The sequence below is a fragment of the Thalassospira sp. SM2505 genome, assembly GCF_054901115.1.
In genome coordinates this window covers 2,009,545-2,027,728 of sequence record NZ_CM142731.1, presented here as the reverse complement: position 1 = coordinate 2,027,728, position 18,184 = coordinate 2,009,545, and the positions used below count along the sequence as shown (strand labels likewise).

18 protein-coding genes are annotated in these 18,184 nt (G+C 55.3%); 8 read left to right on the top strand and 10 right to left on the bottom strand.

Going from position 1 to position 18,184, the window contains the following annotated elements:
* Positions 1–28: 28 nt before the first annotated feature.
* Complete coding sequence (locus ACTU44_RS09360; protein WP_462097275.1) at positions 29–646, top strand: hypothetical protein; 618 nt, start codon at positions 29–31, stop codon at positions 644–646.
* Positions 647–663: 17 nt separating this feature from the next.
* On the opposite strand, the gene ACTU44_RS09355 is transcribed toward ACTU44_RS09360, so the two are convergent.
* Both ACTU44_RS09355 and ACTU44_RS09350 read right to left on the bottom strand, forming a co-directional pair.
* Positions 664–1,119, bottom strand: a complete 456-nt coding sequence (locus ACTU44_RS09355) for a DNA polymerase III subunit chi (protein ID WP_336080470.1) — start codon at positions 1,117–1,119, stop codon at positions 664–666.
* An 82-nt stretch (positions 1,120–1,201) separates the two neighbouring features.
* Positions 1,202–2,671, bottom strand: a complete 1,470-nt coding sequence (locus tag ACTU44_RS09350; protein WP_114098885.1) for a leucyl aminopeptidase — start codon at positions 2,669–2,671, stop codon at positions 1,202–1,204.
* 242 nt (positions 2,672–2,913) lie between these two features.
* Between ACTU44_RS09350 and ACTU44_RS09345 the strand changes: the two genes are divergently transcribed.
* Positions 2,914–4,146, top strand: coding sequence for an NnrS family protein (locus ACTU44_RS09345; protein ID WP_462097274.1), 1,233 nt, complete (start codon positions 2,914–2,916; stop codon positions 4,144–4,146).
* Positions 4,147–4,158: 12 nt separating this feature from the next.
* Here the strand turns inward: ACTU44_RS09345 and ACTU44_RS09340 are convergent, their stop codons facing one another.
* From ACTU44_RS09340 to amrS, 3 genes are all read right to left on the bottom strand, one after another.
* Complete coding sequence (locus ACTU44_RS09340; protein ID WP_336080468.1) at positions 4,159–4,620, bottom strand: GNAT family N-acetyltransferase; 462 nt, start codon at positions 4,618–4,620, stop codon at positions 4,159–4,161.
* 234 nt (positions 4,621–4,854) lie between these two features.
* On the bottom strand, positions 4,855–5,253 hold the full coding sequence (locus ACTU44_RS09335) for a (R)-mandelonitrile lyase (RefSeq protein ID WP_462097273.1): 399 nt from the start codon (positions 5,251–5,253) through the stop codon (positions 4,855–4,857).
* A 21-nt stretch (positions 5,254–5,274) separates the two neighbouring features.
* Positions 5,275–6,372 carry an AmmeMemoRadiSam system radical SAM enzyme gene (gene amrS, locus ACTU44_RS09330; RefSeq protein WP_462097272.1) on the bottom strand — a complete coding sequence of 366 codons (1,098 nt, stop codon included), beginning with the start codon at positions 6,370–6,372 and terminating at the stop codon, positions 5,275–5,277.
* Between the two features lie 623 nt (positions 6,373–6,995).
* Between amrS and amrB the strand changes: the two genes are divergently transcribed.
* The 6 genes from amrB to ACTU44_RS09300 all read left to right on the top strand — a co-directional run bounded on the left by amrB (position 6,996) and on the right by ACTU44_RS09300 (position 13,393).
* Positions 6,996–8,465, top strand: a complete 1,470-nt coding sequence (gene amrB, locus ACTU44_RS09325) for an AmmeMemoRadiSam system protein B (protein ID WP_462097271.1) — start codon at positions 6,996–6,998, stop codon at positions 8,463–8,465.
* A complete protein-coding gene (locus tag ACTU44_RS09320) occupies positions 8,458–8,847 on the top strand; it encodes a DUF2750 domain-containing protein (RefSeq protein WP_462097270.1) in 390 nt (129 codons plus the stop codon). The genes amrB and ACTU44_RS09320 overlap by 8 nt, the downstream gene beginning before the upstream one ends.
* A gap of 93 nt (positions 8,848–8,940) precedes the next feature.
* Complete coding sequence (gene cysQ / locus ACTU44_RS09315; protein ID WP_462097269.1) at positions 8,941–9,756, top strand: 3'(2'),5'-bisphosphate nucleotidase CysQ; 816 nt, start codon at positions 8,941–8,943, stop codon at positions 9,754–9,756.
* Between the two features lie 426 nt (positions 9,757–10,182).
* A complete protein-coding gene (locus ACTU44_RS09310; protein WP_336080459.1) occupies positions 10,183–11,178 on the top strand; it encodes an L-threonylcarbamoyladenylate synthase in 996 nt (331 codons plus the stop codon).
* A gap of 13 nt (positions 11,179–11,191) precedes the next feature.
* Positions 11,192–12,604, top strand: a complete 1,413-nt coding sequence (locus tag ACTU44_RS09305) for an FAD-binding oxidoreductase (protein ID WP_462097268.1) — start codon at positions 11,192–11,194, stop codon at positions 12,602–12,604.
* A gap of 39 nt (positions 12,605–12,643) precedes the next feature.
* Positions 12,644–13,393 carry a DUF4336 domain-containing protein gene (locus ACTU44_RS09300; RefSeq protein ID WP_462097267.1) on the top strand — a complete coding sequence of 250 codons (750 nt, stop codon included), beginning with the start codon at positions 12,644–12,646 and terminating at the stop codon, positions 13,391–13,393.
* A 63-nt stretch (positions 13,394–13,456) separates the two neighbouring features.
* Here the strand turns inward: ACTU44_RS09300 and ACTU44_RS09295 are convergent, their stop codons facing one another.
* From ACTU44_RS09295 to accC, 5 genes are all read right to left on the bottom strand, one after another.
* Positions 13,457–14,311, bottom strand: coding sequence for a 5'-nucleotidase, lipoprotein e(P4) family (locus tag ACTU44_RS09295; protein WP_114098886.1), 855 nt, complete (start codon positions 14,309–14,311; stop codon positions 13,457–13,459).
* A 177-nt stretch (positions 14,312–14,488) separates the two neighbouring features.
* Positions 14,489–14,803, bottom strand: a complete 315-nt coding sequence (locus tag ACTU44_RS09290; protein WP_114098838.1) for an acylphosphatase — start codon at positions 14,801–14,803, stop codon at positions 14,489–14,491.
* Between the two features lie 30 nt (positions 14,804–14,833).
* Positions 14,834–15,217 (bottom strand): DUF1244 domain-containing protein, encoded by a 384-nt coding sequence (locus ACTU44_RS09285; protein WP_462097266.1) that lies wholly within the window; start codon positions 15,215–15,217, stop codon positions 14,834–14,836.
* Positions 15,210–15,944 (bottom strand): HAD family hydrolase, encoded by a 735-nt coding sequence (locus ACTU44_RS09280; protein WP_114098839.1) that lies wholly within the window; start codon positions 15,942–15,944, stop codon positions 15,210–15,212. The genes ACTU44_RS09285 and ACTU44_RS09280 overlap by 8 nt, the downstream gene beginning before the upstream one ends.
* A 236-nt stretch (positions 15,945–16,180) precedes the next feature.
* Complete coding sequence (gene accC / locus ACTU44_RS09275) at positions 16,181–18,181, bottom strand: acetyl-CoA carboxylase biotin carboxylase subunit (RefSeq protein WP_114098841.1); 2,001 nt, start codon at positions 18,179–18,181, stop codon at positions 16,181–16,183.
* Positions 18,182–18,184 lie beyond the last annotated feature (3 nt).

The window sequence follows — 18,184 nt, the reverse complement described above, 5'->3', positions numbered from 1 at the left end:
TCATCGCACATGAAAAGGGAGTTTCCCGATGAGTGCACAAAGTGACTATCAACAGGCCCTCAAAGATATTTCCAGTCTTGCCAGCTCGATAGAAGACCGCATTTCAAATCGCCCCGCCCCTTACACGGTTGATCAGATTTTCCGTCGATATAGTGGCACGATTGCGACCCCGATGATTGACGATCTCAAGGCCGGGGTCTGGAAAAAATGGGAAAACTGGCAGCTTGGCGGGGCGATCTCCTATCTGGGAAGTTATGGCACGTCGGCCGCTGTCGCGCCGTTGCGCGAGATCGAACAAAACTATCCGGTTACCGATATTCAGAAACAGGCAAAGGAACTTGCCGATTTGTTGGCGACACTTGATGTTGCAGTATCGGAGGCCAAACAAATCCCGCAGGTTCAGGACGCGATCAAAAGCGGTGATGCCGATCAGATGGCGCGGAGCATGCTGTTGGGACTTGCACAAATTGATCCCGACTGGCCAGTGCGTGCATCCGAAATTCAGTCAAAGCTGTTTGACCTGGCATCCGACAGTTTCCCGGCAATCAATGAAATGGCTGCGGGAAAACTGACCGAGCAAGACGTGACAAAAGCGCTGGTGGAAATCCTGTTTGAAGACGTCACATCCGGTTCAGGAACGACTTGATCACCGGAAATGATCAATCAGCTCTCTGCCTTTTTCTCCCACGCGCCTTGCGGGGATTGCTGCCAGTAGGACAGCTTGTGACCGGCGTCTTTCCAGTCTTTCCAGCGCGTGCGGGCCTCGGCCACCGCATCATGGTCGCGATCATCAAACAGCATGATGACGCGTTCGTAATCCGCGACCTTGTCGCTCATCGCACGGTCGGTCAGGAACAGGAACTGTGCGCCATTGGGGTTTTCATCCTCGGATGTCAGCCAGACGGGCTGCATTTCCGGATCACCATCAGCGGCAGAACCATGGGGCAACCAGCTTGCCGGATCATAGGTCCAGAGAAGCGTGTTGATCGCATCAATGCGCTGATCATTACCGGTCATCACCACAGCACGTTTTTCCCGCTCCAGCGTTTTGGAGAGCAGGGTGGGAAGTGCGCGTTCCAGCGGCAAGCTGGTGAGATGATAAAACCAGATGTCAGCCATACAGCGTTTCTAGCCCGAACATGAAAACGGGGCAAGGTGATCCACACCCTGCCCCGCAAATTACGGCCGATGAAAACCGAAATCAGTTTTCGTAGTTATCGGCAACAAAGCGATCAAGCAGACGCACACCAAAGCCCGTACCGCCTTTTGGCACGACTTCCTTATCCGCGGTCGACCATGCCATGGCCGCGATATCAAGATGCGCCCAGGGGCGATCCTTGGTGATAAAGCGTTTGAGGAACTGGGCCGCGGTGATCGAACCGGCCGGACGACCGCCAACGTTTTTCATATCGGCAATGTCGGATTTAAGCTGCTTGTCATAGGCAGGCGACAGCGGCAAGCGCCAGACACCTTCATCAACCGCAAGACCGGCTGTTGAAATCTGGGCAGCCAGATCGTCATTATTGGAAAACAGGCCGGCATTTTCATGACCAAGGGCAATGATGACCGCACCGGTCAGGGTCGCCAGATCAACGATCAGACGCGGATCGTATTTTTCCTGCACATAGGTCAGGGCATCACACAGAACCAAGCGGCCTTCGGCGTCGGTATTGATGACTTCAATCGTCTGGCCCGACATCGAGGTCACAACGTCACCCGGACGTTGGGCTGTCGAGGACGGCATGTTTTCAACAAGACCAAGAACCGCAACCACGTTGCATTTCGCCTTGCGGCCCGCCAGTGCCTTCATCAGACCGGAAACAACACCGGCACCGCCCATGTCCCATTTCATGTCTTCCATGCCAGCCGCCGGTTTGATCGAAATACCACCGGTGTCAAAGGTCACGCCCTTGCCGACAAAGGCAATCGGGGCGTCTTTTTTCTTGCCGCCATTCCAGCGCATGACAACCATGGCCGGTTTCTTGGCCGAGCCCATGGCAACGCCCAGAAGCGCGCCCATGCCGAGCTTCTTCATTTCCTTTTCATCAAGGACGTCAATCTCGACACCGAGCTTTTCAAGCGCCATGACTTCCTTGGTGAAGGTTTCCGGATACAGAACGTTGGCCGGTTCGGAGACAAGATCACGGGTGAAGAACACGCCTTCGACGACCTTTTTGGCGGTATCGAACTGTTTCTTGGCTTCCTTGTGATCGCGGGTCGCGACATCAAGGGATTTCAGAACCGGCTTGTCTTCCTTGGTCTCGGTGGTGCGGTATTTATCAAAACGATAATCACGCAGCATCGCACCGGTTGCGAAATCACAGGCAAGGTTTTCCATATCAAACAGGACAGAGACCTCTTTCTCGCCGGTTGACAGCGCGCGTACGGTCACAGAACCGCCAAGCTTCTGGGCAGCGATCACGTCAAACTCGGCTTCCTTGCCAATCCCGAAAATGATCACGCGCGACAGATCAACATTGGCCGGTGCCAGAACCTGAAGGCTTTGTCCTGCCTTGCCCTTGAAGGTCGAGGATTTGATCGCCCTGGTGATCGATCCACCGGTTGCTTCGTCCAGTGCGACGGCACTTGGCATCAGATCGGCACCCTCGGTCGCAAAGGCAATAACGGCACCGCTGGACGGAATGGCGAGATCGGAAAACGTGATCTTCATGGTGAACAGGACTCCTGTCATGTTTCGGGGCGCACAGCTTGAACACTGTGTCTGAACAATACTGCCCCTAATCTAGCGCGATAAATGCGCTTGAAAAGGCTTATCATCGAAAAAGCTCCGGGATTTCACTTAACAGCAATGTGTTAGCGTTGCGAATTGGCTTCGCTCCAAATTGCCCAATATCAAGTCCGGATGGTCAAAACCCGCTATGATGGCCCATTCCCCTATGCAGGAGCCCCGTCATGTGCGCCAAGCCGGCACCGATTACCATTACCGAGCCGCCAAAATCTCCCCATCCATTCTGGAGTGGTGCCTTCCGCCCGCTTTTCCTGCTTGCCGGTCTTTTGGCGATTGTGGCTGTGGTCTGGTGGGTGGCGGGATTTGCCCACGGAATTGTCGTGCCAAGCCTTGGCACGCCGTCATACTGGCATGCCCATGAAATGATATTCGGTTTTGGCGGGGCGGCGATTGGCGGGTTTCTGTTAACGGCAATTGCCAACTGGACCGGACGACCGGCCATTGCCGGGCCGATGTTAATGGGCCTTACATCAACGTGGCTTTTGGGGCGGATTTCAGTCGGTTTTGCCGACAGCCTGCCACCGGTTCTGGTGATCCTTGGCGATCTTGCCTATTTCGCCTTTCTGATTGCGCTGGGCGCACGCGAACTGATTGCGGCGCGCAATTTCAAGAATATGCGGGTTCTGGCCGTGATTGGCGTCATCGCACTGTTTGACGGGCTGTTTATTGCATCCTGCCTGGATGTCATCGCCCTTGATCCGGCCATTCTTTATCAAACCGCGATCCTGACGATCATTTTGCTGATCAGCCTCATTGGCGGGCGGGTGATCCCGGCCTTTACGCGCAACTGGATGCAGCGCGAACAGATCAATGCGCCGATGCCCGCCATGTTTGGCCGGTTTGACATGGCCTGTATGGCCAGCATTGTTGTCGCCATCCTGAGTACGATTACCGCACCTGGCACGCCATTGTCTGGCAGTGTGCTTCTGGTTGCGGCCGTGCTGCATGCCGTGCGCCTGATCCGCTGGCGCGGGATTTACAGCTGGCGCGAGCCGATTGTTGCCATGCTTCATCTTGGCTATTTCTGGGTGCCGGTGGGGCTTGCTCTTCTGGGGGCGTCACATATCTGGCCCGATACGATTGGCAGTCGCGATGCGCTGCATGCGCTGACCGGCGGGGCGATGGCCTGCATGATCATTGCGATTTCCGGGCGGGCGGCCCTTGGCCATACCGGGCGCGAATTGCGCGCAAGCGGGATGCTTAATGCTGCCTTTGGCCTGATCTGGCTTTCAACCGCCTTTCGGATCATCGCCGGGCAAAGCAATGAACACTATGTCACGATCCTTGCGATTGCGACCCTGATGTGGCTGGGCGGCTGGCTGGCATTTCTGATTGGCTATGGCCCGGTTCTGTTGGGCCCGTCGCAGAAGAAAACACGCGGCATTCCGGTGCGCTAGGTCCTTCGTGCTCTAGAAATCAAACAGCGAAAGCGACGGGTTGGATTTGATATATTCGACATCGTCGTTTTCGACATCCCCGGTACTGTGCCAGCCATGCATTTCATAAAAGCCATGGGCACGGTTTTTCGGATCTGCACCGGTGGTGAGCGAAATGTCATTACATCCTTGGGCAAACAGCCATTCCTCGGCCGTGCGCAGCAAGGCCGCACCGACACCGCGCCCTTCGAAATCGGGATCAACAAACAGCGCCCAAAGGGTGGCTTCACTCGGGATGGCGATGGCAAAGCCCGCCGCCGATCCGTCCAGATCGGCAAGCCAGATGCCATATCCCTGTTCCAGCCATTTACCAAAGGCCGCCTTGGTGATGCCGCGTTCGGCCAGTTCGGAGGCGGAAAGATGGTTTTCACGCACGCGGCTTCGAATGGCAAAAATTGCCCCGACATCGCCCAAACGGGCTTTGCGAATTTTCATCCCGGCCACTGCGTGTGCTTTCTTTCCTACCGCGTCAAACTGTGCGGCAATTTAGCGATATGACGCGAGAGTGCCAGCGAAATCGTCAGGTGTTAAGTAATGCCTCCACCGCCGTCATCCCCGCGAAGGCGGGGATCCAGTCGGGCAGCACCATGACCTCAGAGCGATGGATTCCGGGTCTGCGCTTTGCTCCGCCCGGAATGACGACGTGGGCCGGATTGTCAGACCAGCGGTTTATTTACCGAGATAATCCGCATCCGTCACGGGCTCCAACCAATCGACTGGCGAGCCATTGAGTTTTTCCTGAATGGCGATATGGGTCATCGCGGTTTCGGGACCGGCCCCGTGCCAGTGCTTTTCACCCGGCTCGAACCAGACGATATCGCCCGGACGGATTTCCTCGACCGGGCCGCCTTGGCGCTGCGCGCGCCCCACCCCGGCGGTGACAATGATCGTCTGGCCCAGCGGATGGGTGTGCCATGTCGTGCGTGCGCCCGGCTCAAACGTCACATTGGCTGCGGCAACCCGTGCCGGGTCGGCGGCACTGATGATCGGATCGATCCGCACCCGTCCGGTGAAATATTCCGGTGACCCGGTGGTTGAGGCTTGCGATCCGGCGCGTTTGATATCCATGACGTCCCTGCCTTCCTGTAATTATGTTTTTGAAATCAGTTTCACCGGCTGGCGCTTTGGCCCCCATGTTCCCGGGTTGGCCTGAAACACCCCGCCACAATGAGTGCCGCAATTCTTGCAGGCCCCATGGGCATCAAGGTTCCAGTCCGATAGCTGATACCAGTCCCGCCCGATCAGGATACCGCCACAGCCATGGCAATAGGTACTTGATCCCGCCTTGTCATGGACATTGCCGACATAGGCATAGCGGATGCCGTTTTTGATCGCGATGTCCCGCGCCCGCATCAGGGTCGCGGGCGGTGTTGGCGGGGTATCCATCATTTTCCAGTCCGGGTGAAAGGCACTGAAATGCATCGGCACATCCGGACCAAGTTCGGACTGCACCCAGCCGGTCATTTCATCAAATTCCCCGTCCCCGTCATTCTCGCCGGGAATGACCAGATTGGTCAGTTCAAACCACACCCCGGTTTCGTGTTTGAGGTATCTAAGCGTTTCAAGCACATCCTCAAGATGGGCCGAACAAAGCTGATGATAAAAGCGGTCGGTGAAGCCTTTTAAATCCACATTGGCCGCATCCATATGGCGGAAAAATTCCTCGCGTGCCGCCTCCCCGATATAACCCGCCGTCACCGCTACCGTCCGCAGCCCCATCTCGCGGCAGACCTGTGCGACATCCACCGCATATTCAAGGAAAATGACCGGATCGTTATAGGTAAAGGCCACGGCCGAACACCCATGTGCCTTGGCGGTCTTGGCAATCATTTCCGGGGTCGCGAGCGATGATAGCTTGTCCATCTGGCGCGCCTTGGAAATCTCGTAATTCTGGCAAAACTTGCAGGTCAAATTACAGCCCGCCGTGCCAAAGGACAGGATCGGCGTTCCGGGCAGAAAGTGGTTCAGCGGCTTTTTCTCGATCGGATCAATGCAAAATCCAGATGACCGCCCCCAGGTGGTCAGAACCATCTGATCGCCTTCGCGAGCCCGGACAAAACAAAGCCCCCGCTGCCCGTCATTGAGCTTGCAAAAGCGCGGACAGACATCGCACTGAATGCGGCCATCGTCGAGATGGCGCCAATAGCGGGCGGGGACCGTATCGACCTGCGGGGTGGTCATATTCATGGCGCGGGCTTTCTTTTGGCAAAGCTTCCTCTTTGAAAATCTAGTCCTGATCGCTATCTTTTTCAAAAGGTCGCTGAGAAATCTCCTGCTGCAATGAGCATCTAACTTTAGGACAACGCATTGGATATTTTAGATCACTTCCTTTCCCGTGACCCTCACAAAGTTTGGCTGGCCAGCTGTGAAATTAGAAAGTTACGCGATAGAGATAAGCTTCTCGAAATTTCCGAGCACTTGAAAAAAATTAGAAAGGAGACAAAAAACATCTTTAAGAACAGTGGCCCTGGCTTGTTGTCTAATGATTACCACCTGAACTTTGCATTGAAGAAACTGAGCTTCATTAGAGAGACTGAGGCTTGCCAATGCGAACTTTACCCAAGCAACATGTTTTTCAATCCGAACAAAGAAGCGGAGGAAGGATTCGTTGTCATAACTGATAAAGTGGAAGACGCCCAAAACTGGTCCGCCGACTATAGATGCGAATGCACAATTTGTGGGAATAAATTCAGCGTCCAACAGGGAGTATATCACTATACTTGGTACCATTGGACCAATTTGAGTCCAAGCATTCCAAACCCCTCTGAAACATCGCTTCAAAGGGCTTTCAGGTACATCAGAGGAAAGCTATGACCATCATCCGCCCGCCTGCCGTTGCCGGAACCTTCTATCCTGCTGATGCTGATATCCTGCGCAGCGAGATTGACGGGTTGATTGATGCTGCCTTGCATGCCGATGTCACGCAAAACAAAACCATCCCCAAGGCAATCATTGTTCCCCATGCCGGTTTGATGTTTTCAGGAAGCCTTGCCGCCCTTGGCTTTGCCACCGTGTGCGCCCTTAAGGGGCAGATAAAGCGCATCCTGATCATTGGCCCGGCGCACCGCATGGCATTCCAGGGCATTGCGCTGGCCAAGGCCGATGGATTTGCAACCCCGCTTGGCACCATGCGCTGTGACCTTCCGGCGCTTCAAGCTGCGTTAGCCTTGCCGCATGTTCAGATGCTTGATGATGCGCACAGGCTTGAACACGGGCTTGAGATCGAGTTGCCATTTATTCAGCGCCTGTTTGGCGAAACGGCCGATATCGGCATTGTGCCGCTTCTGGTCAGTCGATGCAGCCCGCGTCAGGTCAGTGAGGTCATTGAAAAGCTGTGGGGTGGCCCGGAAACCCTGATTGTCATTTCATCAGACCTGTCGCACTTCCATGATTATGACACCGCCAAACGCATGGATGCCAATACCCGCAAAATGATCGAGAATTTCGATGCGGAAAATATCGGAAGCGATGACGCCTGTGGCGCGCTTCCGGTGGCGGGCATGTTGCTGTCGGCACGAAGCCGCAATATGCGGATCGAAACATTGGGCATGCGTAATTCCGGTGATGTCACCGGCGACAAGTCACGTGTGGTCGGCTATGGCGCATGGGCGCTTTATCAAAGTGACGAGTTGCCCGATACGAGACCGGACGCCACAGAAGACAATTTCGCCAAGGCGACCGAGGATTTGATCAAGGCTCATGGCCCCGCCATGCTTGATCTGTGCCGCAAATCAATCCTGCACGGGCTTGATACCGGTGCGCCATTGCATGTCTCCACCAGCGAAGTCCCACCGGCCCTTGCCGCACCGGGGGCCTGCTTTGTGACGCTTAAAAAATCCGGGCAATTGCGCGGCTGCATCGGATCAATCATTGCGCACGCCGATCTTGCCACCGATCTTTGTGAGAACGCCTTCAAGGCCGCATTCCGCGATCCGCGATTTGCCGGGCTTTCACGTGATGAAATCAGTGATGATCTTGAACTGTCGATCTCGGTCCTGTCGCCGCCCCATCCGTTCCCGTTTAAAGACGAGGCTGATCTGATTGCCAGACTGACGCCGTTTGAAGACGGCATAATCCTGTCGGATGGCAATCGGCGGGGCTTGTTCCTGCCACAGGTTTGGGATCAATTGCCCGATCCCAAGGATTTTGTAGCCCACCTGAAACGCAAGGCCGGATTGCCGATGGATTACTGGTCGGGCAGCCTGCAAGCCCAGCGGTTCATCACCCGTGGCATTTCCGCCCTCGACATAACACCAACCGGTTTCTGGCGCGATGTCTGACGCCGCTTCAGAACATCCGAACGACAACCGGTATCGGGAATTTCTGCAAGAAGTCGGGAAATGGGAAGGTCTTTGGGGGCTTTTTCATCATGGCTGGTTGCTGCATACCCATGAGGGTCAGACATTCTGCCCGCTTTTTGCCACCCGCGATGCCGCGCAACGCTGGGGGGCAAGCATTCGGACCAACCATGTTGCCGGTGCGATCACACTGGTTGATGTGATTGAGCATCTGATACCTGACTGGCAGTCCCAAAATATCATGGCGGGCATTTGCCCGACACCGGCACTGGGGCCGGTTTTGATCCGGCCCGATAAATTGAGTGCCGATTTGCTTGGCGCGCTTAAGGCCGCGATGACGGTTCAATTCGGCAGGAAATCCTGAAACCGGAATTATTTGCATGTGCAGGCTGGACCTTGGGTCGAAAATTCCCTATCCCCATCAATCAACATATTCACGCAAACGCACGAGACCGCAATGACCATTGCCCTGCCAGCCAAAGCCGACGCCCTTGAAAACGGACTGATCGAAATTGCCCGCAAGGCCGGTGCGGCCATGATGGAAATCTACAAAACCGATTTCGAAGTCCGCTCCAAGGATGATGCAAGCCCGGTGACCGAAGCCGACGAAGCCGCCGAGGCCGTGATCCTTCCGGGGCTGCGCGCGCTGACCCCGGATGTCAAAATCGTGTCAGAGGAATCAGCGGCCAAGGGTGATGTGCCAGATGTGAATGGTGAAACGGAATTTTTCTGGCTGGTTGATCCGCTGGACGGCACCAAGGAATTTATCAAGCGCAATGGCGAATTCACCGTCAACATTGCCCTGATTGCCAAGGGTCAGCCGGTTCTGGGCGTGGTCTATGCCCCGGCCATTGAAAAGCTTTATTACGGCGGCCCGGATGGCGCGAAACTGATCGAGGACGATGTTAACCCGACCATCACCAACATCACCGTGCGCGATATGCCAGAAGACGGCGTTGTTGTTGTCGGGTCGCGTTCGCATGGCGATCCCGAAGCCATGAAGGCCTTTCTTGGTGATCTTCCGGTCAAGGAACTGCGCCCGGCGGGCAGCTCGCTTAAGCTTTGCCTTGTCGCCGCAGGCGAAGCCGATCTTTACCCGCGTCTGGGTCCGACCATGGAATGGGATATCGGGGCTGGTCATGCGGTTCTGGCAGCCGCAGGCGGCGTTGTTGAAAATATGGACGGATCGCGATTCCTTTATGGAAAAGACGATTTTCGCAATCCGTTCTTCATCGCGCGCAGCCCGTCCGTACCGGTGAAATATCAAGTCTGATTTACCGCTACGCAAAGACCTGGACGAATTCATCAGCATCATCAGCGGCTTGTCCCTTGTGCATCGCACATATGACAGGCCGCTTTTGTTTTGGCGCAGAAAAAACACCGTAAAAACCGCAGTTTCATTGACTTTTCGCGTATTTTGAAATATACAGAATGTATCGCCACACTGAGTGTAGGTGACGTAAATAGCCGCCGGAATAACGGCGACGCGGTCCAGTTTCACCACCGCGGGGCGAAATCGGGCTAGAGCGTAAATTGGAGCCGCCATTTTATGGCGGCTCTGCGCTGTTCGGGCCCAAGTTCCTTCCAGATATGTCATTCTTTTTTGGCTGCCATCACGTAACCGTGCGGCGTTCTTCCTTGTCATGGGCGCGCATCGTCGCTAGGTATCTGAGTAGATTGTCTTTTCACGGATACTTGCATGTCACCCGCACTGACCATTCGACCCTATTCCGAAGGTGCCCTTAGCCAGGCTGCAGCAAAACTGCGCGCCGGTGAACTTGTGGCCTTTCCGACCGAGACGGTCTATGGGCTGGGTGCGGATGCCACCAATGCCGATGCGGTTGCCGGTATCTATGCCGCCAAGCAGCGACCAAGCTTCAACCCGCTGATCAGCCATTTTCCAGACCGCGACGCGGCGGCAAAGCATGCGGTCTTTGATGCCCGTGCCGACAAACTGGCCGGGGCATTCTGGCCCGGTGCGCTGACACTGGTTCTGCCCCGTCAGAAAGACAGTAATGTTTGCGAACTGGTCACCGCAGGTCTTCCAAGCATTGCCGTACGTGTTCCTGCCCATCCGATGGCGCGTGAATTGTTACGCGCGGTCGGCCGGCCGATTGCCGCCCCGTCTGCGAACCGTTCCGGGCGCATCAGCCCGACCACGGCTGGCCATGTTGCCCATTCCCTTGGCGATGCGATCAGCATGATCCTTGATGGTGGTCCTTGTGGTGTCGGGCTTGAAAGTACGGTCATTGACCTGACCACGGATCGGGTGGTGATGCTGCGTCCCGGCGGGATTACCATGGAACAGGTTGCAGAGGTTCTTGGTTGTGCGGTCATCATGGCCGAAACCGACGATACCGCACCCAAAAGCCCCGGCATGCTGACCAGCCATTATGCGCCGGGTCTGCCGGTACGCCTTGATGCGAAAACCGCTGATAGTGCCAAATATGGCAATGAAATCCTTCTGGCATTTGGCGATTGCAACACCAGGGGATTTGACGCGGTTCTTTGGTTATCCAGAACCGGCGATGACCGCGAAGCGGCTGCCAATCTGTTTGCCAAACTTCATGAAGCCGACCAGAAACGTTTTGACGGCATTGCGATTGCGCCAATCCCCGATAGCGGACTTGGACTTGCGATCAATGACCGCATGAAACGTGCCGCAGCCCCGCGCGCACCGCATCCTTCGCCCTGACACGGATATCGCCATGCCCTTTTTGCCAGACGGCGCGATCAATGATCTGAAAGACCTGCTTGGCCCCAAGGGCTGGAGCACCGATCTTGACGTTCTGGCACCACATAATGCCGAGGCCCGTGGCAAGTTCAAAGGTCAGGCGGAAATTGTCCTGTTTCCGGCCAGTACCGAAGAAGTCGCAAAGGCGGTTGCGATCTGTGCCGCCCATGAAATTGCCATTGTTCCGCAAGGCGGCAATACCGGACGATGCGGCGGGGCAGTTGCAGGTTCCAAACAGGTTCTTTTGAACCTGAAGCGCATGAACGCGATTATTGAAATTGACGAGCGCGATTTTACCGCGACCGTCGAAGCCGGTGCGATCCTGCAAACCATTCAGGAAGCCTGTGCCAGGCATGACCTTCTTTTCCCGTTATCACTCGGGGCCGAGGGCAGTTGTCAGATCGGTGGCAATCTTGCGACCAATGCCGGTGGCTTGAACGTCATTCGTTATGGCAATGCGCGGGATTTGTGCCTTGGCCTTGAGGTCGTCCTGCCTGATGGCAGCATCTGGAACGGGCTTTCCAAACTGCGCAAGGACAATAGCGGGTATGATCTTCGCGATCTGTTTATCGGCGCCGAAGGCACACTTGGCATCATCACCAAGGCAACGCTTAAACTGTTTGCCCGTCCCCAGCATGTCGCCACCGCATGGCTTGCCGTGCCATCGCCGGAATGCGCGATTGATCTGCTGGCCCTTGCCCGCCGCCATACCGGGGACGCGATTGCCGCGTTCGAACTGATCAGTGGCTTTGCCCATGATATGTCGGTGACTTACCTTAAGGGGCTGACACGTCCGCTTGCCACCAAGACAGACTGGCATGTTTTGATCGAGCTGACCTCGTCACGCCCGGACGATGATCTACAGGGACTTCTGGTCGACCTTTTAAGCAATGCGGTCGAGATCGGTCTGGCATCTGATGCCACCATTGCACAATCGGAAAAACAGCGCGCCAATCTGTGGGCAATCCGCGAAGGCATCCCCGAGGCCCAGGGGTTCGAAGGCGGCTCGATAAAGCATGACGTGTCCGTGCCGGTATCGCGTGTGCCCGATCTTCTGGATCGTGGGATAGCTGCGGCCAAGGCCCTGATCCCCGGTATCCGCCCCTGCCCGTTTGGTCATGTCGGCGATGGCAATATCCATTTCAATTTCAGCCAGCCGGTCAGCATGGAGAAATCCAAGTATCTAGCCCGCTGGGAAAGCCTCAATAGCGTCATCCATGACATTGTCACTGATCTTGGCGGATCGATCAGTGCCGAACATGGCATCGGGCAGCTCAAACGTGACGAGCTTGCGCACTATGCCAGCAACGAAAAAATGAAGCTGTTGCGCGCGATCAAGACAGCGATTGATCCCGATGCCAGGTTTAATCCCGGTAAAGTTGTTTAACCTTTACACAAACACCCCACCATACCGGAGACAAGCCCCATGTTCTCTGTCGATACCTATGCCCCGCTCGATACCCCCAAACCGGTTGCAGAAAATATCTGGATCATTGATGGTCCGGTGATCGGGTTTCAGAATTTCGGGTTTTCCATGCCCTTTCCCACGCGAATGACCATCGTGCGCCTGTCGGGAAACAGGCTGTTTGTGCATTCCCCGATCCGTCTTACCGATCAGTTGAAGGCGGCAGTCGATCAACTGGGCACAGTAACCTGGCTGATTGCATCAAACACCATTCACTATGCCGGTGTGCCTGACTGGCAGAAGGCCTATCCGGATGCACTGGCATTTTGTGCGCCCGGCGTGATCAAGCGTGCCAAATCGGTTGGCATATCAGTACGCTTTGACGGTGAACTGGCTGACAGTGCCGAGCCCGACTGGGCCGATGACATCAAACAGGTGCTGGTTCGGGGCGGCTATCTGAACGAAGCAGTCTTTTTCCACAGCGCTTCCGAAACCCTGATCCTGACCGATCTGATCGAGAATTTCGAACCGCAAAAGGTCAAAAGCCCGTTCTGGCGGTTCATGCTGCGTCTGTTCGGAACCATGGATCCGGATGGATCCGCCCCGCGTGACATGCGGGCAACCTTTATCGGCCATCGTGGTCATGTGCGCAAATGCGTTGAAACCATGATCGGCTGGAACCCGAAGCGCGTCATTCTTGCCCATGGGCGCTGGTACGACACCAATGCAGTTGCAGAGCTTAACCGTGCCTTCCGCTGGGTCCTGAAATAAATCGAATGCAAAAAGGGCGCCCCGCGGGACGCCCTTTTCAGTTTCATGGTCAAAGTCGCAGGCTTATTCGCCCGGACCGGCCCATGGATCCATGGCATTGAGCTTGTCCTGACGACGGACCTCAGACGACTTTTTCCAATCGCCACCAAATGCAGCTTCTTCCCACGAGCCGTAGCTCGGGTTTGGCAGCATGAACCAGCGCTCGCCCCAATAGGTCGCGTATTTGTCCATGACTTCAAGGCGTTCTGCGATCGAACCATCAATCTCGTCGGTGAAGTCGCCGAAATTGTCACCAAATTGCATGATCACACGGTAATCATCCGCAACCGCCTTGCGACGCGGCGTTTTGTTCGATCCCCATGCTTCGACTTCACCACGCAACATGACGTGTTTTTCGTCAGCATAGGGGAAACCGTATTTTTTCAGGTTTTCGATGGTCGGTGTTTCTTCCGGTGCCTTGCGGTTTGACACATAGAAGACTTCCACACCCTTGGCCGCAGCGGCCTTGGTGAATTCAAGCGCGCCCGGGGTCGGGGTCGACACCATGTCATGAACGAATTTCGCCCAGGTTTTGGAGCTGTAATGCGTGCTCTCGGTTACAACCCATGCCTGATATTTCGAGTTGTCCAGAACCGTCTCATCAACGTCCAGAATAACTGCCGGCGGCTTGGACATATAGTTGCCGTCCTGCTCAAGTGCTGCGGTCCAGCTGTGATCGCCAATGGCCGCATCAAGCAGACGGGTCGCACCGGCATAGACCGAAATGGCGGTCGTTTTATATTCGACCGAGGTCTGAAGCCAAAGGGTGCCGTTCAAACCGTCATTCTGTGCAGGTTCCTGCGCCTGTGCACCAAAAGCACAAAGGGCGCTGGTCGCCACAATGGCGGCCACACCAAATGATTTTGCGATAAAGGTCATTTTATATTCTCCCTGTTGATTTCCCGACCCGATGGATGCTGACCATGCAGACAGGATTTCAACAGCATGCCACTGCACTGCGACAAATAAAAAGCCTTTTTCCAGTTCTTGCCGGAAAAAGGCTTTTGCCAGCGGTTTGAAAATAACGCCAAACCGGTGATTATATTTGGAATTCACTCAGGCCGTGGGACGCTTTTCAAATATGTCAAAGCCGTCTTCCAGTGCGGGTTCTTCGTGAATTTTGTCGACGCGCGCATGGGGAGGCCCGTCGTAACAGGCCGTAATCATCGATTGCACCACATCGACCGGACCGCAAAATACCGCCTCTACCGTGCCATCGGTGCGATTGCGCACCCAGCCGGTAAGATCGCGCTTGCGGGCTTCCTCGACGGTCCATGCGCGATACCATACACCCTGTACCCTGCCCTCGATCCGGGCATGAACAGATATGTTGCCAGATCCGGTCTGTGGATCGGGGCGTGTGTCGGTCATGAAAACCTCCCTCGCCTTGGCGTTTCCGGGTTACTTGGCACCCGGAATTTTTGCATGCAGATGGGCAGTATCAACGAATTTCTGTTTCTGTTCTTCCGATGCCGGGGCCTGATGGTTGTCCTTCCATGCGTCATAGGTCATACCATAGACAACTTCGCGCGCCCCGTCATAATCCATCGCAACGCCATGGTCGCGTGCAGCAGCCAGATACCATTTGGCAAGGCAGTTACGGCAGAAACCGGCAAGGTTCATCAGATCAATATTCTGAACATCCTTGCGGTCCTGAAGATGCAGGACAAGACCGCGAAAGGCCGCAGCTTCGAGTTCCAGCTTGGTTTGCGGAGCAAGGTCGGCGGCCGGACCATTAGCCAGAACGGCCTCGGTTGACATTTCAGAACCGGCGCAATCAGACATGCTCCATACTCCCAGCAGTGCGGTGTTGTTCAAGTTGTTCAATCATGGCCGGAACGTCGGCGATGCTTTCTGCGGTCACGACATTCTGGTTTTCAATCTCGGTCTGGTCGACCATTTCATGAACCCAGGTGATTTCATAGGGAATGTGGATCGCAGCCCCGCCGCACGCAAGGACCGGCAGGATATCGGATTTCATCGAATTGCCGATCATGATCGCGTCTTCGGGCTCGACACCATAGCGCCCAAAGATGTTGCGATAGGTCAGCGGATCCTTTTCCGAGACAATCTCGATCCCGTCAAACAGGTCTTCGAACCCGGAACGGTCGATTTTAAGCTGCTGTGCGATCAGATCACCCTTGGTGATCAGAACGACCTTGTAGCGTGGATTTTCCGCATAACGGCGCAGAACTTCGACCGCACCATCAATGATACGGGTCGGGGCGCGCAGCATGGATTTGCCGATCTCGGCCAGTTTGTGAATATCTTCTGCACTGATCTTGCGATCAGAAAGCTCGATCGCGGTTTCAATCATCGACAGGGTAAAGCCGGTGATCCCGTAGCCATAGATCGACAGGTTTGCCAGTTCGGCCTGATACAGGCGGTCATCGACCTGTTCGGGGGCAACATAATGGCCCAGCATTTCACGCAACTGAATGTGGGCTTCGCGGAAAAGTGGCTCGTTGTGCCACAGGGTATCATCGCCATCAAAAGCAATCAGTTTATACATTCTTTCGCCTCGTTTCTTGTTATTGGATGGCCGTGTTGATCGGGAATCACAGCCTCGATTTGCGACCATATGGCAGTGCAAACCCGCAGTAAAGCCCCGTTATCTGTATTTAATATTCGCAAATGCACAGTGAAAGGGGTTGAAACTACGGCGGCGTGATCAGATTAACAGAAAAGGCGCCAGCAAATTAATCGCCAGCGCCTTCCTAAAGCATCACCCTTGAGGGATCAGGTGGCTTATTCGTCTTTTTCGAACTCGATGATGATGGCATCGACCGACAGGTTTGCACCCTGCTCGGCATGGATCTTTTTGACCACGCCCTTGCTTTCGGCCTTCAGCACGTTTTCCATCTTCATGGCTTCGAGGATACAAAGTTCCTGTCCTGGCTGAACCGTCTGGCCTTCGGTCACGGATACCTTGACCAAAAGACCCGGCATCGGCGATTGCAGGAAGTTAGACATGTCTGGCGGCGCCTTGAACGGCATCAGTTTCTGGAGCTCTGCCACGCGGGGCAGCAGCACCTTGAAGCTGCGCTGAACACCGTTTGACGACAGGCGGAAGCCAATACCTTCGATATCGATCTGAACGCAGACCAATCCACCATCGATTTCACCGACAAACATCGGATCACCGATTTTCCAGTCCGACACCACGCCATAGCTGCGATCACCGATGGCCACAATGTAATCGCCGTTAACACCGTCAAACTCGATATCAAACGGGGTGTGCTCATCGCCGCTGACCGCAACCCAGCTTTCGGAAACCTTGATCGGGTGGTCGCTGACCTGCCCGGTGATGCCGGAATTGCGTTCGGCATAACGCTGATTAAGGTAGGCGGCGACAACAATCAGGGTCGAAGGATCTTCATCGGGAAGATCATCGGACGAGAAACCGTCGGGATATTCTTCTGCAATGAAGTTGGTGGTGATATTGCCATCCTGGAACCGTTTATTGGCCATGACAGCGGCCAGGAACGGGATATTGTGGGAAATCCCACGGATGTAATAGGCATCAAGGGCGCTACGCATTTCGGCAATCGCCTGATCACGGGTTTCCCCATAGGTGATCAGTTTTGCGACCATCGGATCGTAATACATCGAAATCTCGCCGCCTTCATAGACGCCGGTATCAACGCGCACCGTCGCACTTTCTGCGGGCGGTTGATATTTCACCAGACGCCCGGTAGATGGCAAGAATTCACGGAACGGGTCTTCGGCATAGACGCGGGTTTCCATCGCCCAGCCGGTCATGGTTACGTCATCCTGTTTAAGGGTCAGTTCCTGCCCGTCGGCGATCCTGATCATCCATTCGACAAGATCCTGGCCGGTGACAAGCTCGGTCACCGGATGTTCGACCTGAAGACGGGTGTTCATTTCAAGGAAGTAGAAATTCTTGTCCTTGTCGACAATGAATTCCACGGTCCCGGCCGAGCAGTAATCCACCGCACGCGCCAGTGCCACGGCCTGTTCGCCCATGGCCTTGCGGGTTGCCGGATCAATGAAGGGTGACGGGGCTTCTTCAACGACCTTCTGATGGCGGCGCTGAATGGAACATTCACGCTCGCCGAGATAGATCGCATTACCGTGCTTGTCGGCCAGCACCTGAATTTCAATATGGCGCGGTTCTTCGACGAATTTTTCGACAAAGACACGGTCATCACCAAACGAGCTTGCGGCTTCCGACGTCGCACGTTCGAACCCTTCGCGGCATTCGGCGTCATTGCGCGCGATACGCATACCCTTGCCACCACCGCCCGCGGATGCTTTCAGCATCACCGGATAGCCGATTTCGTTGGCGATCTTGATGGCCTCGTCGGTATCCTTGATCACGCCCATATAGCCCGGAACCGTGGAAACCCCGGCATCCGCGGCGATTTTCTTGGATGTAATCTTGTCACCCATGGCGGCAATCGCACCATTCGGCGGGCCGATAAAGGCGATATTGGCGGCATCAAGCGCCTTGGCGAAGGCCTGATTTTCCGACAGGAAACCATAGCCCGGATGCACGGCCTCGGCACCGGTTGCCTTACAGGCTTCGATGATCTTGTCGATGATCAGATAGGACTGGTTGGTCGGGGCCGGACCGATATGGACGGCCTCGTCAGCCATCTGCACATGCAGGGCAGCTTTATCCGCATCGGAATAAACCGCGACGGTTTTGATGCCCATCTTGCGGGCTGATTTGATCACACGGCAGGCAATTTCACCGCGGTTGGCAATCAGGATTTTCGAAAACATGGA

Bases quoted from the DNA above. Each gene is read 5' to 3' on its own strand.
- ACTU44_RS09360 (WP_462097275.1), top strand. From the start codon at position 29: ATGAGTGCACAAAGTGACTATCAACAGGCCCTCAAAGATATTTCCAGT.
- ACTU44_RS09355 (WP_336080470.1), bottom strand. From the start codon at position 1,119: ATGGCTGACATCTGGTTTTATCATCTCACCAGCTTGCCGCTGGAACGC.
- ACTU44_RS09350 (WP_114098885.1), bottom strand. From the start codon at position 2,671: ATGAAGATCACGTTTTCCGATCTCGCCATTCCGTCCAGCGGTGCCGTT.
- ACTU44_RS09345 (WP_462097274.1), top strand. From the start codon at position 2,914: ATGTGCGCCAAGCCGGCACCGATTACCATTACCGAGCCGCCAAAATCT.
- ACTU44_RS09340 (WP_336080468.1), bottom strand. From the start codon at position 4,620: ATGAAAATTCGCAAAGCCCGTTTGGGCGATGTCGGGGCAATTTTTGCC.
- ACTU44_RS09335 (WP_462097273.1), bottom strand. From the start codon at position 5,253: ATGGATATCAAACGCGCCGGATCGCAAGCCTCAACCACCGGGTCACCG.
- amrS (WP_462097272.1), bottom strand. From the start codon at position 6,372: ATGAATATGACCACCCCGCAGGTCGATACGGTCCCCGCCCGCTATTGG.
- amrB (WP_462097271.1), top strand. From the start codon at position 6,996: ATGACCATCATCCGCCCGCCTGCCGTTGCCGGAACCTTCTATCCTGCT.
- ACTU44_RS09320 (WP_462097270.1), top strand. From the start codon at position 8,458: ATGTCTGACGCCGCTTCAGAACATCCGAACGACAACCGGTATCGGGAA.
- cysQ (WP_462097269.1), top strand. From the start codon at position 8,941: ATGACCATTGCCCTGCCAGCCAAAGCCGACGCCCTTGAAAACGGACTG.
- ACTU44_RS09310 (WP_336080459.1), top strand. From the start codon at position 10,183: ATGTCACCCGCACTGACCATTCGACCCTATTCCGAAGGTGCCCTTAGC.
- ACTU44_RS09305 (WP_462097268.1), top strand. From the start codon at position 11,192: ATGCCCTTTTTGCCAGACGGCGCGATCAATGATCTGAAAGACCTGCTT.
- ACTU44_RS09300 (WP_462097267.1), top strand. From the start codon at position 12,644: ATGTTCTCTGTCGATACCTATGCCCCGCTCGATACCCCCAAACCGGTT.
- ACTU44_RS09295 (WP_114098886.1), bottom strand. From the start codon at position 14,311: ATGACCTTTATCGCAAAATCATTTGGTGTGGCCGCCATTGTGGCGACC.
- ACTU44_RS09290 (WP_114098838.1), bottom strand. From the start codon at position 14,803: ATGACCGACACACGCCCCGATCCACAGACCGGATCTGGCAACATATCT.
- ACTU44_RS09285 (WP_462097266.1), bottom strand. From the start codon at position 15,217: ATGTCTGATTGCGCCGGTTCTGAAATGTCAACCGAGGCCGTTCTGGCT.
- ACTU44_RS09280 (WP_114098839.1), bottom strand. From the start codon at position 15,944: ATGTATAAACTGATTGCTTTTGATGGCGATGATACCCTGTGGCACAAC.
- accC (WP_114098841.1), bottom strand. From the start codon at position 18,181: ATGTTTTCGAAAATCCTGATTGCCAACCGCGGTGAAATTGCCTGCCGT.